The 14752-nt window shown below is 69.0% G+C and carries 15 protein-coding genes; 10 read left to right on the top strand and 5 right to left on the bottom strand.

All coding sequences use genetic code 11. The features are described from left to right. Positions 1-193 precede the first annotated feature (193 nt). Positions 194-1180, bottom strand: a complete 987-nt coding sequence (locus BKA25_RS16090; RefSeq protein WP_069848646.1) for a Gfo/Idh/MocA family protein — start codon at positions 1178-1180, stop codon at positions 194-196. Between the two features lie 386 nt (positions 1181-1566). Between BKA25_RS16090 and BKA25_RS16085 the strand changes: the two genes are divergently transcribed. Continuing rightward, positions 1567-1803: a hypothetical protein gene (locus tag BKA25_RS16085; RefSeq protein ID WP_069848648.1), complete on the top strand. Its 237-nt coding sequence runs from the start codon at positions 1567-1569 to the stop codon at positions 1801-1803. Between the two features lie 83 nt (positions 1804-1886). Here the strand turns inward: BKA25_RS16085 and BKA25_RS16080 are convergent, their stop codons facing one another. Together BKA25_RS16080 and map are read right to left on the bottom strand one after the other, a co-directional pair. Beyond that, complete coding sequence (locus BKA25_RS16080; protein WP_069848649.1) at positions 1887-2567, bottom strand: ThuA domain-containing protein; 681 nt, start codon at positions 2565-2567, stop codon at positions 1887-1889. 158 nt (positions 2568-2725) lie between these two features. Then, entirely contained in the window at positions 2726-3493 is a 768-nt protein-coding gene (gene map, locus BKA25_RS16075; RefSeq protein WP_069848651.1) for a type I methionyl aminopeptidase, read from the bottom strand. Between the two features lie 144 nt (positions 3494-3637). Between map and BKA25_RS16070 the strand changes: the two genes are divergently transcribed. The 3 genes from BKA25_RS16070 to BKA25_RS16060 all read left to right on the top strand — a co-directional run bounded on the left by BKA25_RS16070 (position 3638) and on the right by BKA25_RS16060 (position 6833). Then, on the top strand, positions 3638-3907 hold the full coding sequence (locus tag BKA25_RS16070; protein WP_069848652.1) for a helix-turn-helix domain-containing protein: 270 nt from the start codon (positions 3638-3640) through the stop codon (positions 3905-3907). A 226-nt stretch (positions 3908-4133) separates the two neighbouring features. Then, positions 4134-5399, top strand: coding sequence for an ABC transporter substrate-binding protein (locus BKA25_RS16065; protein ID WP_069848655.1), 1266 nt, complete (start codon positions 4134-4136; stop codon positions 5397-5399). A gap of 156 nt (positions 5400-5555) precedes the next feature. Beyond that, on the top strand, positions 5556-6833 hold the full coding sequence (locus tag BKA25_RS16060) for an alpha-L-fucosidase (protein ID WP_069848656.1): 1278 nt from the start codon (positions 5556-5558) through the stop codon (positions 6831-6833). On the opposite strand, the gene BKA25_RS16055 is transcribed toward BKA25_RS16060, so the two are convergent. Then, positions 6795-7487 (bottom strand): FadR/GntR family transcriptional regulator, encoded by a 693-nt coding sequence (locus tag BKA25_RS16055; protein ID WP_069853568.1) that lies wholly within the window; start codon positions 7485-7487, stop codon positions 6795-6797. The genes BKA25_RS16060 and BKA25_RS16055 overlap by 39 nt on opposite strands. Positions 7488-7766: 279 nt before the next feature. On the opposite strand from BKA25_RS16055, the gene BKA25_RS16050 reads away from it, so the two are divergent. From BKA25_RS16050 to BKA25_RS16030, 5 genes are all read left to right on the top strand, one after another. Beyond that, positions 7767-9710: a rhamnogalacturonan lyase family protein gene (locus BKA25_RS16050; protein ID WP_157421035.1), complete on the top strand. Its 1944-nt coding sequence runs from the start codon at positions 7767-7769 to the stop codon at positions 9708-9710. A gap of 329 nt (positions 9711-10039) precedes the next feature. Next, positions 10040-10804, top strand: a complete 765-nt coding sequence (locus BKA25_RS16045) for an SDR family NAD(P)-dependent oxidoreductase (protein ID WP_375791887.1) — start codon at positions 10040-10042, stop codon at positions 10802-10804. A 79-nt stretch (positions 10805-10883) separates the two neighbouring features. Next, on the top strand, positions 10884-11195 hold the full coding sequence (locus tag BKA25_RS16040) for an L-rhamnose mutarotase (RefSeq protein ID WP_069848658.1): 312 nt from the start codon (positions 10884-10886) through the stop codon (positions 11193-11195). Then, on the top strand, positions 11192-12199 hold the full coding sequence (locus BKA25_RS16035; RefSeq protein WP_069848660.1) for an aldo/keto reductase: 1008 nt from the start codon (positions 11192-11194) through the stop codon (positions 12197-12199). The genes BKA25_RS16040 and BKA25_RS16035 overlap by 4 nt, the downstream gene beginning before the upstream one ends. Positions 12200-12203: 4 nt before the next feature. After that, positions 12204-13112: an amidohydrolase family protein gene (locus BKA25_RS16030; RefSeq protein WP_069848661.1), complete on the top strand. Its 909-nt coding sequence runs from the start codon at positions 12204-12206 to the stop codon at positions 13110-13112. A gap of 117 nt (positions 13113-13229) precedes the next feature. Here the strand turns inward: BKA25_RS16030 and BKA25_RS16025 are convergent, their stop codons facing one another. After that, on the bottom strand, positions 13230-13838 hold the full coding sequence (locus BKA25_RS16025; RefSeq protein WP_069848663.1) for a hypothetical protein: 609 nt from the start codon (positions 13836-13838) through the stop codon (positions 13230-13232). 312 nt (positions 13839-14150) lie between these two features. On the opposite strand from BKA25_RS16025, the gene BKA25_RS16020 reads away from it, so the two are divergent. Beyond that, positions 14151-14741, top strand: coding sequence for an isochorismatase family protein (locus BKA25_RS16020; RefSeq protein WP_172803773.1), 591 nt, complete (start codon positions 14151-14153; stop codon positions 14739-14741). Positions 14742-14752 lie beyond the last annotated feature (11 nt).

The raw sequence follows: 14752 nt of genomic DNA, 5'->3' as shown, positions 1-14752 counted from the left end.
GTCTCGCAGCGGGCCGGGCGGCAGTCAAACGCCGTCGGGCGGTCTAGCGGGTACCCACCTCACGAGTCCTGCTGGTATTCAACGCTGGACCACCTCCTCTCTCGTGTAAGACGAACATAGGCGCGCGGCGGAGACCACGGCAACGGGTTTTCCCGGCGGTTCGCCCTCGGCGGAATGCACCGGCACCGAGCACCTATCCCACGCGGGCGCCGACGGTCTCCATCGCGGCGACGAGGGTCCGCTGTACCGCGATGGACTCGGCATGGGTGAGCTGCGGGCTCTCGACCTCGCCTGCACGAATGCCCCGGCAGACCTCGCGGAGCTGGTAGGTGTACCCGGCGCCGTCCAGCTCGATCGAGTGGGTCACCGGTTCCTCCCCGGTGATCCGGACGATGAGCTCGGTCGGCCGGAAGAAGAGCTCGGGCAGGTCGATGCGGCCGAGCGGGCCCGAGATGCCTGCTCGGGCGTCCAGCGCGGCCCGGAGGGAGCAGCGGAGCACGGCATGGCCGCCGTCGGGGTACCGCAGGAGAAGGCCGGTATCGGCGTCGACGCCGCTGGGTGCCAGGGCGCCGTGGGCCTCGAGTCCGATGGGTTCGCCCAAGAGCATGTGCGCGAAGGAGATCGGGTAGACCCCGAGGTCCAGTAACGCGCCGCCGCCCTGGGCCGGGTCCCACAGCCGGTGCGTCGGGTCATAGCGATGGGCGAAGCCGAAGTCGGCGGAGATGGTGTGGACCTGGCCGAGCACGCCGTCGGCGACCAGCGTGCGCAGCTGCTGGATCAGCGGGTTGAACCGAGTCCACATGGCCTCCATCAGGAAGCGGCCATGGATCCTGGCCAGGGCGGCCAGATCCTCGGCCTCCGCCACGGTCAACGTGAACGGCTTCTCGCACAGGACGTGTTTGCCTGCGATCAGCGCGGCCTTGGCCACCTCGTGGTGTTGGGAGTGGGGTGTCGCGATGTAGACCACGTCGATGTCCGGGTCCGCCAATAAGCGCCGGTAGTCGTCGTAGGCGCGGGGAATCCGATGTCGCTCCGCGAACTCCGTCGCCCTGGCCTGTGAACGGGACGAGACCGCGAGGACCTCGACCTCGTCGACCCGATGTAGATCCTCGGTCACCACCGAGGCGATCTTGCCCGTGGCGATGACTCCCCAACGCAGTCGTGCATCCCTGTCGGTCACGGCGCCCAGGCTAGCCTGATCTTTCACCCGATCGAGAAGCTTTGTCGTGTGATCAACGGGTCCGCCTCGAGGTGCGTCAGGACGTGGACCGCGTGTCGTGCTGCGGTGCGGGAATCAATGAGATATTACTCTTCGTCTACCAATCGTAACCAATAGTGACGAGCTAGAGCGGCTGCTGAATCGGTTCACCCGAACCGCTTTCGCGAACCGTCGTCGCGATGGGACCAGGGAAATGAGCGCGATCGGTCTTCTCACCGCCGATCGACAGGCCCGCGCCCCCGCACAACCTGCGGTCGCGTGCGCGGGTCTCGCTCCCTTTCTCGGTGGGCACCCGTCGCGCCGGTTCCGGCCGCCAACGTCAGTCGATTCCCTGTACTGGAGAGAACATGTTCGCCTGGTTTGTTCGTTCCGTCGCCGAGGGCGACACCCACCTGTCGACAGCGAACTGGAGTGGACTCGGCACGGTCCGACCGATCTGCGATCCCAGCCGACCCTTCTACCCGGCCAATGCGTTCGGCGTGGCGATCCGCGACTGCTACTACGACGATCAGCGCTGCCCGAGTTGCCTGATGGTGGCGGCCACGACCGCATCGACCCGTAGACCACTGGCGGTGGTGCGCTGACGCCTCGGCCGACACCCGGTCCCGTCGCCGTCCGCCGCACCCGGTGCGGGCGGCGGCCGGACCGACGAGGTCTGGGCGTTCGATCAGGCCGTCAGGCGCGCGGCCCAGCGGATGCCACCGAGCAGATGGGCGCGGAAGCTCGGATCCGAGTAGGTCTCGATGTCGTGGCCCAGTGCGGTGTACCAGCTGCGACCGCCGAAACGCTCGTGGCACCAGGAGATCGGGTGATCCTCGCCCATGGTGTTGGGGCCCGGATCGTAGCCGGACTCGTCGACGGAGAGCAGGACTCGCACCTCGCCGCGCGGATTGCCGTCGAAGTTGTACCACTCGTCGACGACGTCCCAGGTGGCGCCGAGGTGGGCGGTGGCGGGATGCGTGGCGTCCTCGACGGTCATCCCGGCGGGTTGGATGGCCGGGTGGTCGACGAATCGGGCTCCGAGTAGTTCCCGATAGAACGGCCAGTCCCGCTCGGTGGTGCTCGCCGCGTGGATCCCGACGAAACCCGCCCCCGCGCGGACCGCCTTCTCCAACTCGGCCCGGCTCCCGGCGTCGAGCACGGTGCCGCTGGTGCTGAGGAAGACGATCGCCGTCTGATGTGCCGCCTCGGCGGTCAGCACTGCGGCGTCCTCGGTGGCCTCGACCGCGAAGCCGTGCTCCGAACCCAGCTCGCGGATCGCCTGCACCCCGGCGGGGATGGAGCGATGCCGGAATGCGGTGGTGCGGGAGAACACCAGGACTCTGGGGTGGTCGACGGGCTGATTCATGGGTGCCCTCCGGCGATCGACGATGGCGGTCGGCCGAACCCGGCGTCCCGCGTCTGGGGCTGCCGCACGACGCGGCGGGCGTCAGTGTTCCAGAGCCGACTCGCGTTCCGGGCCGCACGCCGGATCGTCCGCAGTGGGCCGAGTCCGTCCGGCACTGCTCAGGGGAGCGTGAGGATGCGCGGACCCTCCTCGGTCACCGCGACGGTGTGTTCGACGTGTGCGGCGCGGCTGCCGTCGACGGTGCGCAGGGTCCAGCCGTCCTCGTCCACCCGGTAGGCGTCGCGGCCGCCCGCCATGAACATGGGTTCGATGGCCAGGACCAGACCGGGACGCAACCGCATCCCGCGTCCGGGTTCGCCGTCGTTGGGCAGGGCGGGCCCCTCGTGCAGGGCGCGACCGACACCGTGTCCGCCGAAGTCCGCGGGGATTCCACGTCCTCTGGCCCGTCCGATGGTGCCCACGGCGTGCGAGATGTCGCCGATTCTGCCGCCCACCACGGCTGCGGCGATGCCCGCCTCCAGCGCCTCGGTGGTGTCGGCGATCAGGCGGTGGTCGGCCTCGGTGCCCGTACCGATCACGATGCTGACGGCCGCGTCGCCGTGCCAGCCGTCGAGTTCCGCGCCGCAGTCGATGCTGACCAGGTCGCCGTCCTGCAACCGGTATCGGCTCGGGATGCCGTGCACGATGGCGTCGTTGACCGAGGTGCACAGCACTCCGGTGAACGGCGTGGTCGCGAAGGTCGGCTGATAGTGCAGGAACGACGGTTTGGCGCCCGCCTCCCGCATCACAGTGTGCGCCAGCTCGTCCAGCTCCAGCAGGGAGACGCCGGCCTTGGCCTCGGCTTGGACTTCGACCAGTGCCCTGCCGACCACGCGGCCCGCCTCGCGCATCGCGGACAGCTCCGAGGCTGTCTTGATCTCGACCATGCCCGTTCTCCTCATCCCGGAGTGCCAATAGCTATACCGGTATTCTTATCACGGTAGTCGGGTATCGACCACCGTCCCGGCTTGCGGCGAATCGGAGGGCTTCCGCGCTACGCGGGGTGGCCTCGGCGGTATTACTATCCCGGTATGGTGCGACCCCCGTTGAGCGGTGTGGAACGTGAACGAGGCGAGCGACTGGGCGTTCTGCTCCGGCAGGCACGGGGCGAGCGCAGCATGGCGCAGATCGCCGCGATCGCAGGCGTCTCCACCGAGACCCTGCGCAAGATCGAGACCGGCCGGGTCCCGACCCCCGCCTTCTTCACCGTGGTCGCGCTGGCCGCCGCCCTCGACCTGTCCCTGGACGCCGTGGCGAACGCCAGCCTCGGCGATGAGGCGGGCCCCGCGCTCTCCGCCTGATCGGCCATTCGGAGTCAGAAGTGGCCGGAAGGGGCCTTCGCAGCCCGGAACCGTCTCCTGCCGTGCCCTCGGGGGGTTTGATGGCCGCCACCGAACCCACGGTTCGAGGCGACGTGCTCGCGTGATCTCTCCGACGCGACGGACACCGCACTCGCCCGTAGATCGTGTTCGACGCGCATGAGCCCGGGGACAGCCCGCGAGGCGCAAACAGAAAGGACCGTACTCGATGTTGAGACGTTCTCTGGTGGGGATCGTCGGCGCCGTCGCCGTGTTGGCCGCCGGCTGTAGCTCGTCTGCGGGCGAGGACGATCAGGTCACGTTGCGTTTCGGGTACTGGGGTAACGACGACCGCGCCGAGGCCACCAACGAGGCCATCGCCTTGTTCGAGGAGCGCAATCCGAACATCACGGTCGAGGCGTCCATCGCGTCGTTCGAGTCCTATTTCCAGAAGCTCGCCACCGAGACCGCCGGTCGGAACGCTCCCGACGTCATTCAGATGGACTACCGCTACCTCCGCGAGTACGGCGACCGGGGCGCCCTGGCGGATCTCTCCTCGCCGGAGATCGCCGCCGAGCTCGGCACCGACGGCATCGCCGAGGAACTACTGTCCTCCGGCAGGCTCGGCGACCAGCTGCTCGGCGTGCCGATGAGCCAGAACACCCAGATCCTCTTCTACGACACCGAGCTCTTCGAGGAGGCCGGCGTCTCCCCGGAGGACGGCTGGACCTGGGATGACTTCGCGGCGGCCACCGAGGCCGTCAGCGCATTGGACGAGGGTCAGATGTTCGGTACGGCGGACTTCGGCATGGCCATCGACTGGTTCGAGGTCTGGCTCGCCCAGCAGGGCGGCGAGCTCTACACCGCCGACGGCCAGCTCGGGTACGGCGCCGAGGAGGTCGCCGAGTACTGGGACCTCGCCGACAGCTTCCGTGAGTCCGGGGCGGCGACACCCGCCGAGATCGGCACCGGTGCCGACGGTTCCATCGCGACCAGCCCGATGGGCAAGAATCGGGCGGCATCGGAGTTCGGGTACGACAGCGGACTCGTCTCCTACACCCAGACCCTCGGCGAGCAGATCGGCCTCGCGCCGTTCCCCAGCGACGGCGACCAGCTCGGGCAGTACGCCAAGCCGAGCATGTTGGCATCGGTCTTCTCCGGATCCGAGCATCCCGCCGAGGCCGCGTTGTTCATCGACTTCATGATCAACGACCCGGAGGCGGGCGAGATCCTGGGCACCACCCGAGGGATGCCCGCCAACGACGAGGTGCGGGAGTCCATCAGCGGTTCGCTCGAAGGCGCCGAACTGGCCGCCTACGAGTTCGAGGAGGGCATCGCCGACCAGCTGGTCGCCGCACCCGCACCGCCGCCGCCCGGCGAGGGCGCCATCAAGCGGGACTTCCAGCGCATCAACGACGAGGTCGCCTTCGGTCGGCTGTCCGTCGAGGAAGCCGCGGAGGAGTTCATCGCGGGAGCGCAACAACAGCTCTCCTGACCCCCGGCCCGCGTGATTCTCCCGGGCCACCACCGCATCGCGCACGAGGGTGCCGCCACCGGGAGACCGGGGCGGCGCCCTCGTGGCGTCTCCCGGGTCCGGTGGCGGCGTCGAGACACCCACCGGCGAGACGATCCATCCGAAGGAGATGAACGAATGACGTCCGCAGCCGACACCGAATGGTTCACCGAGGCACGCTTCGGGTTGTTCGTGCACTGGGGTCTCTACTCGCTGGCCGCTCGACATGAGTGGGTCAAGCTCCGGGAGCGTCTCGGGGACGAGCACTACGACCGCTACCTCGAGCAGTTCCGCGCCGACCGCTACGACCCCGCACAGTGGGCCGCCGATGCCAAGGCCGCCGGGATGCGCTACGCCATTCTGACCAGCAAGCACCACGAGGGTTTCTGCCTGTGGGACTCGGCGTTGACCGACTACAAGGCGACGAACACCCCCGCAGGCCGGGACCTGCTCGCCGAGTTCGTCACCGCCTTCCGTGCCGAGGGGCTGCGCGTCGGCTTCTATCACTCCCTGATCGACTGGCATCACCCCGACTATCCGCTGGACTGGATGCACCCGGCCTGGCGAAGCGGTGTCGAGCCCGGCGGTGACCTGCCCTCCTACGTCGAATACCTGCACGGCCAGGTCGAGGAGCTCGTCACCGCCCATCACCCCGACGTGCTGTGGTTCGACTTCTCCTTCCCCGAGTTCCCACCGGAGAAGGACGCGCCGGGCAAGGGGCGCGCGGACTGGCAGTCGGATCGGCTGGTGCGGCGGATCCGAGAGCTCGACCCGAATGTGCTGATCAACGACCGTCTCGACCTGCCGGGCAGCGCCGACTTCGTCACCCCGGAGGAGATGGCGCCGCACGCCCAGCCGCCTGCGGGAGAGCGGGCCGTGCCGTGGGAATCGTGCCGGACGCTGAACGGCTCCTGGGGTTACGCCCCGTCGTTCCAACAGTGGCTCGACGCCGGGCAGATCCTCCGATTGCTGATCGACGGCGTCGCCAAGAACGGCAATCTGCTGCTCAACGTCGGCCCCACCGGCCGAGGCGAGTTCGAGCCGAGGGCCAGGCGGTTGCTGGCCGAGGTCGGTGAGTGGATGCGCCTGCACGGCGAGTCGATCCATGGCGCGGGCGCGAGCACCGAGGTGCAGGCGCCCGCCGACTGCCGCATCACCCAGTCGGGAGATCGGGTGTTCGTCCACCTGTTCTCCTGGCCGGCCGGGCACCTGGTCCTGGAAGGACTTGCGGGCAGGTTGCGCTATGCCTCGTTCCTGCACGACGGCGCGGAGGTGCCCTTCGTCGAGGTGCGGGACTGGGTTGCCGATGTGCCACATCGGGTCGCACTGGGGCCGGAGGGCTCGGTGGTCCTCACCCTGCCCGCACGACAGCCGGAGTCAGCCGTTCCCGTCATCGAGTTGAGCCTGCGCGCGTAGCCACTGCTCCACGCCTGCCACGTGCATGGTCATCGCGGCGGCCGCCAGGTCCGGCCGCCGCGAGCGGATGGCGTCGAGGATGGCGCGGTGCTCGGCGATCGTGCGCTGCACCGCGCCGTTCTCGGTGAGCCCTCGCCAGATCCTGGCCCGCTGGGTGCGACTGGACACCGTCTCGATCAACGACACCAACACCTCGTTCCCGCTGACCGAGGCGACCCGGCGATGGAACTCCAGGTCGTTGGCGAGGAGTTGGTCGACCGAGGGATCGGCGCCGAGATCGTCGAGCAGTGCGGCGAGATCCGCTACCTGTGCGTCGTCCGCGGACTGCGCGGCCAGCGACGCGGCGGCGGGTTCCAGGATGCGGCGCACCTCGAAGAACTGGAGCAGGCTGTCGTCGCGGTGCAGGTCGACGATGAAGCCCATCGCCTCCAACAACACCGAGGGCTCCAGGCTGGTGACGTAGGTGCCGTCGCCCTGTCGGACGTCCAGCACCCGGATGAGGGAGAGCGCGCGCACCGCTTCGCGGAGCGAATTCCGGGACAACCCCAGCCGATCGGCCAGATCAGCCTCACGCGGCAACCGGTCGCCCGGTCGCAGCTCCCCAGCGACGATCATGCCGCGGATCTTCGTGATGGCCGTGTCGGTCAGCGACACCTGTCGTCCTCCGCCGTGCAGTCGTGGTGCGCAGGAGCGTACGACAGCCCGCGCCCGGGTCGACACCGGCGCCACCCCTCGGGGTGCACCGCCCACGTCGGACGTGTTCTGTCTCAAGGCTTTCGGGTCGATGTGTATGGCCGCCAATACATCGGATTAATTGCCGTAATCGGCCAGGGCGAAGGGGGCTACATGGACTTTTCATGCGGAAGAGTTCGAAGATACGTCCTATGTGTTGCCCTGCTCGACGAGGAGCAGGCGTGATGGTGAGGAGACGGTGTGGAGAGACGAGGCAGGCGAGCCCGCCGGTCTGCGGTGTCCGCAGCCGGAGTGGCGGCCGCACTGATCGCCGCGACGCTCGGGGCCCCGACGGCCGCGACCGCGCAGCACCGGCCTGCGCAGGATCAGCCGTCGCAGCGCGGCTCCGACTGGGTGCCCGTCGAACGACAGTCCTACGGTGTCGAGCCCAACCTCGACCGGGGCGTCGTCGCGTTGAACCAGGGCGAGGGTCGGGTCTACGTCGGCTGGCGGCTGTTGGAGGCCGACCACGACCAGGTCGGCTTCCATGTATTCCGGGAGACCGATGGCCGTAAGACCAAACTGACCAGGTCGCCGCTGCGCGAGAGCACCAATCTCGTCGACACCACGGCCGACCTGACCAAGGAGAACACCTACACGGTCCAGGCCGTGGGCAACGGTGCACCGGACCGTCGGGGCACCGCGTACACCCTCGGTGCCGACAGCGCCGAGCAGGGCTATCTCGCCTTCGATCTCGCCGACGACATCGACCAGACCGCGCGGCACATCGCCACCGGCGACCTGGACGGCGACGGCGATCTCGACTTCGTCATCAAGCGGGGCAACCAGAACATCGACCCGTCCAAGGGCGAGGAACCGACCGACACCTACAAGCTCGAGGGCTACACCAACGAGGGCGAGTTCCTCTGGCGGCGCGATCTGGGCGTGAATCTCCGGACGGGCATCTGGTACACCCCCTATGTCGTGGCCGATCTCAACGGCGACGGCAAGGCCGAGGTCGCCTACAAGTCGAGCGAGGTCGACGAGGACCTCAACGGCGACGGGCGCACCGACTATCGGGGATCGGCGAACTGGCGGGTCTACGAGGGGCCCGAGTACGTCGAGATCCTCGAGGGCGCGACCGGGCAGACCCTGCACCGGGAGGATTGGATCTCCCGAGGCGAACCGGGGGAGTGGGGCGACGAGAAGGGCAACCGCTCCGAACGCCAGCAGCTCGCGGTGGCCTACCTCGACGGCGAGAAGCCGAGCCTGATCGTCATGCGCGGCATCTACGCGCAGATGAAGGCCGAGGCCTGGGATTTCCACGGCGACGAACCCGTGAAGCTGTGGAGCTGGCTGCGGCCGAGGGACGAACAGGGCAAATACACCAAGGGGATGGGTTATCACAACATCCGCACCGGCGACGTGGACGGCGACGGCCGCGACGAGCTGATCAACGGCAGCGTCGCCATCGACGATGACGGCACCACCCTGTGGATCACCGGCGAGGGCCACGGCGACCGGCTGCACATGACCGACATCGACCCGACACGTCCCGGGCTGGAGATCTTCTACGTTCAGGAGGTCGAAGGTCACTACGAGCACCCCATCCACCTCAGGGACGCGGCGACCGGCGAACTGATCTGGGGTATCGAGGGCGAGAAGTGGGCCGACGTCGGTCGCGGCTCGGCCGCCGACATCGACCCCACCCGCCCGGGCCTGGAGGTGTGGTCGGGGCGGCCGGATCCCACGGGCGCCACCGAGATCGCGCCGCCGACCGACAAGTTGTACGACGCCACCGGCGAGGTCGTCGGCACCCGGCCGTACAGCGTCAACTACGGCATCTGGTGGGACGGCGACCTGCTGCGGGAGTCCCTGGACGGGGTCTACATCGACAAGTGGGACTACGAGAACGAGGAACTGGTGAACCTGGTGACCGCCGAGGCGGACCCGGCCAGCGGCACCGAGCGGTACTCGGTCCTGGGCTACGGCGATGTGATCGGCGACTGGCGTGAGGAGGTCTTCTACGTGCACGACGCCAGTGAGGTCCGGATCTACACCACCACGATTCCGACCGAACACCGGTTCCCGACCTTCCTGCAGGACAAGGACTACCGGTCCAGTCTGGCCAGCGAGTCCTCCGGATACATGCAGTCCACCCAGCCCGGGTTCTACTTCGGCGCGGAGTCCGCACCGAGCCGGTGATCCGGTCTCATCCAGGGGCGCCCGTGTCGTCGATCGGGACGGGCGCCCCTGGATTGCCGGCTTCGGTCCGGCCCGAGACATCGGATCTCTTCAGCGCGGGCGATCTGCGCACACACTTCACCGTGACCTGTTCGAGGACTAGCCTGCGGGGTGCGGGCCGCAACCGGAGCGGCTCGGCGAACCGGTATTCCGATGAGCACCGCACCGGATCGCCGTGCTGCCATCCAGCTTCCCCACCGAGCACATCCTCTCGCGCAGCCGCTGCGGCGGACGAAAGGTAGGAGCTTGTGACCTCGTCTTCCTCCCCTGCCGACCTCCCCTCGGACACCGTGGCCGCCCCGGGCGCCCTGACCGGGCTGCGGGCGGTGGTGACCGGCGGTGCCTCCGGCATCGGGTCGGCCACCGCGCAGACCCTGGCCGCCAGGGGCGCCCGGGTCGCCTGCCTCGACGTGAACCCGGCGAGTGTGACGCCGCCGCTGCTGGGCGTGCGCTGCGATGTGTCCGACGACGGCGAGGTGGCCACCGCCGTGGCGGCCGCCGCCGAGGAGCTCGGCGGGATCGACATCCTGATCAATAACGCGGGTATCGGTGCGCAGGGCACCGTCGAGGACAACGAACTCGACCAGTGGCGGGCCGTCCTGGACGTCAACCTGCTGGGCATCGTGCGGGTCACCAGGGCGGCGCTGCCCTGGCTGCGTCGTTCGACGGCGGCCGCCGTGGTCAACACCTGTTCGATCGCCGCCACCGCCGGGTTACCCCGCCGGGCGCTCTACAGCGCCAGCAAGGGCGCCGTGTTGTCGCTGACCCTGGCCATGGCAGCAGACCACGCGGCCGAGGGGATCCGGGTCAACTGCGTGAACCCCGGCACCGTGGACACCCCGTGGGTGCAGCGGCTGCTGTCCGCCGCCGCCGATCCCGAGGCCGAACGGGAGGCGCTGCGTCGCAGACAGCCGATCGGCAGGCTGGTCTCCGCAGAGGAGGTCGCCACCGCGATCGCCTACCTGGCGGGCCCCGACGCGGGCGCCACCACCGGTACCGCACTGGCGGTGGACGGCGGGATGCAGGGACTGCGACTGCCACCGCCCGCCCGCTGACCATCCGCCGACAAAAGGCCGGCCCGCCGGACCGGGCCAGCCCGTGCCCGGATGTGTCCTGCCAGAAGGGAATCCACCGATGGAGACGATCGCACTGCACACCCGGCTGGAGCCGGGCCGAGAACAGGACTACGACGAGGTGCACCGGGTGATCCCGGTCGAGCTCGACGCGGCACTGCGGGCGGCGGGTGTGCACTCCTGGCGGATCTGGCGGGACGGCCGTGAGCTGTTCCACCTCGTCGAATGCGAGGACTACCAGTCGATGCGGGCTGCCCTGCGGGAGGATCCTGCCAACGTCGAGTGGCAACGACGGCTGGCCCCGCTGCTGGCCGTGCCCGATGACTACTCCGGCGACGACAGCGGGATCCCGATGGTCTGGCAGCTGCCATGAGATCCCCGACCGACCTGGTCGCTCTCGGCCGCAGCGAGGTGCGCGTCGGGCCACTGGGCCTGGGTTGCGCGGCGCTCGGGAACCTCTACACCGCCCTACCCGACACACAGGCCGCCGCCACGGTCGACACCGCATGGGACGGCGGCATCCGGCTGTTCGACACCGCGCCGCACTACGGCCTCGGCTTGTCGGAGCGCAGGCTCGGCGCTGCGCTGCGCGATCGTCCGCGTGACGAGTACGTGCTGTCCACCAAGGTCGGGCGCCTCCTGGATCCCGTCGCACCGGGGACCACGGTGCTCGGCGACGAGGAGGGCTTCGATGTCCCGGCAACCCACCGTCGGCGCTGGGACTTCAGCGCCGCCGGGGTGCGGGCCGCCCTGACCGACTCGATCGACCGGCTCGGGCTCGGCCGGATCGACGTCGTCCTGCTGCACGATCCCGACGACCACCTGGACTGGTCGATCCGCGAGGCCTACCCGGCGTTGCGCGAGCTGCGCGCCGCTGGGGTGATCGGGGCGATCGGGGCGGGGATGAACGACGCGGACGCCCTCTCGAGACTGGTCGAGGAGTGCGAACTGGACGTGGTGCTGCTCGCGGGCCGCTACACGGTGCTGGAGCAGGGCGCTTTGGACCGGTTGCTTCCCGCCTGTCTGCGCCGGGGCACCTCGGTGCTGGCGGGCGGCGTGTTCAACTCGGGACTGTCCGCACAGGACCGACCGGGTCCCGACGCCACCTACGACTATGCCCGTGCCCCGGCCGCGCTGATCGATCGCGCCCGAAGGATCGCCGAGATCTGCGACGCCCACGAGGCTCGGCTGCCGCAGGCCGCGTTGCAACTGCCCCTCGGCCATCCTGCGGTGGCCGGAGTCCTGGTCGGTGCCCGGTCGAGTCAGGAGATCGCCCACGACATCGCCCTGGCCGCCCGACCGGTGCCCGCCGACTGTTGGGCTCGGCTCAAGGCGGAGGGACTGTTGCGGGCCGACGTCTGCGTCCCCGAGGAGTGATCCGATGACCGACGTCGGCGTCGTTGACGCCCACCATCACCTGTGGGACCCGGCGCACCGGAGCTACCCGTGGCTGTCGGGGGAGCAGTTCACCCCGATCCGCCGCCGCTACGGATTGCCCGAACTCGCCGCCGCCCTGGCAGGTACTCCGGTGGAGGCGACCGTGCTGGTGCAGACCGTCGGAGAGCGCTCCGAGACCGAGGAGTTCCTGTCGACGGCCCAGCACAGCGCTGGATTGATCGCGGGGGTGGTCGGTTGGGTGGACCTGACCTCGGACGAGGTGGCCGAGGAGTTGGCCGCGCTGCGCGACCGACCCGGTGGCGTCGCGCTGGTGGGAATCCGACACCAGGTCGAGAGCGAGGCCGATCCGGATTGGCTGGCGCGGGCCGACGTCCGCCGTGGGCTACGAGCGGTGGCCGACGCGGGCCTGGTCTACGACCTGTTGATCCGGCCCGATCAGCTGTCCTCGGCACGGGATGTGGTGCGGGCACTGCCGGATCTCCGCTTCGTGTTGGACCACGGTGGCAAACCGCCGATCAGGACGGGTGGACCGTTGGCTCCGGGTTCGGGTCCCGTCGGCGGCTCGCCGTCGGCGGCCGAGCGATGGTCGGCGGAGTTGGGTGAACTGGCCGAGGCGGAGAACGTGATGGTCAAGTTGTCCGGACTGATCACCGAGGCATCCTGGACACGGTGGACCGTCGCGGACATCCGGCCGTACGGCGACCGGCTGCTGACGGCTTTCGGCGCGGATCGGTTGATCTTCGGCAGTGACTGGCCGGTCTGCGAGCTGGCAGGGGATTACGGTCGGGTGCTGAGCCTGGCTCGAGAACTGTGCGTCGGATTGTCGGCGGACGAGCGGACCGAGGTGCTGGCCGCCAACGCGCGTCGCTGGTACCGACTTGGCGGGTCCTGAACCACTACCACCGGTTGGCGTCGGGGAACCGTGCGCCGCCTGATGGTGCGGCAGACCTGGACCCGGCGGATGCCTCGCGGTGACACCCACTCACCGCGAGGCATCCGCATTCCGGGGCTAGGCCGCGCAGGCCCAGTGCGTCGAGAACGCGGCGGCCTCACCGGTCAGCCAGGCATCGAGCCGCTGCCGACTACGGTTGGTCGCCTTGAACACCCGGGATCGGCGGACATCGATGACCAACGGGGCACCGCCGGGTAACAGCTCGTCCATGTTCTGCTCCATCAGGCGCAGCGGCGCATAGGAGCCCTCTCTGGTGAGCTCGGCCTCCTTGAAGTGCAGGAAGACCGACCAGAGCCGGTTGTCGTCGTCGAGTAGACCGAGGTGCGGGCTGATCCGTACCTCCAGATTGCCCGAGGACCACCGCGCACGGCCCACGTCGACCAGTCGGGGATGCCAGTCGGCGAGTAAGGCCAGCCAACCATCGGCGATCGCCTCGTAGTGCGGCCGTTGGACCGCGTGTGCCTGCTGCACCATCGTGGTCATGGCGAGTTCCTCGCGATGGGTGGCCAACCCGGCGCGGATCGCGTCGGCCGGTCGGCGGTAGAAGTTGAACGCCGCAGGCTCGGGGTTCTCGTACCTCCGGCGTTGCTGGTGGATCGTGGTGATGCGAGCGGCACCACCACTGGCGGTGTAGCTCACGAAGGTGGGCAGAGTGATCGACGGCATCGAGGCCTCCGCAGGTCTGGCGCGACGTGTGACCGGTACCGAAATGCCAGGTCAGGGCACCTGGTATGCGTCTTATTCTAGTGGAGAGGGCCGACAGAACGGCCGATCTCACTCGAACGCACGTTCGAATCACTCGATGGTTGGTGCTCAGGGCCGATGGCTCACGTTGCGCCGAACCGAGTGCTGACTCTCGGAACGGTGGCCTGGCGCTCGGCTGCCCACGCTCCGACAGTCGATCGGTGACCGGATCGGTCCGTTTTCCGGCGCATCGGTGCCTACCGGGGCGTCGGAACCGGGGAGAGGATCGCACCCATGACCGAGGCACTCATCGTGATCGACGCTCAGGAATCCTTTCGGCAGCGCGACAACTGGCAGGCGGTGTCCAATCCGGACATCGTCGCGAGGATCGACCAGTTGGTGACCCGGGCGCGGTCGCGCGGCGATCTCGTCGTCTGGGTGCTGCACACCGAACCGCACACCGGCACCGTCTTCGACCCGGCGCTGGGCTTCGTGCGGCCGTTGGAGGGATTGGCGCCGCTGGAGGATGAACCGGTACTTCGCAAGACCGTGCACAACGCCTTCACCACCACGAATCTCGCTCATCTCCTCACCTCGGCGGGCATCCTGGATCTCACGGTGTGCGGGGTGCGTACCGAGCAGTGTTGCGAGACCACCGCCCGGCTCGCCTCCGACCTCGGCTACCGGGTCACCTTCGCCATCGATGCCACCGCGACGACGCCGATCGAGCACCCGGACGCGCCCGCCTGCCGCGGCATCGAGGAGATCCTCGCCGACCCGACCACGCTGTCCACCCAGGACATCGTGGCGCGGACCGTCTACGCCCTGTCCGGACGATTCGCCGACGTCCGCACCGTGGCCGAGGTCCTGGCAGGCGATGCGTAGCATGACCGGAT

The organism is Actinoalloteichus hymeniacidonis, assembly GCF_014203365.1.
GTDB classification, from domain to species: domain Bacteria; phylum Actinomycetota; class Actinomycetes; order Mycobacteriales; family Pseudonocardiaceae; genus Actinoalloteichus_A; species Actinoalloteichus_A hymeniacidonis.
Note: the sequence above shows the minus strand (reverse complement) of the source record. Positions and strands in the feature narration are given on the sequence as shown.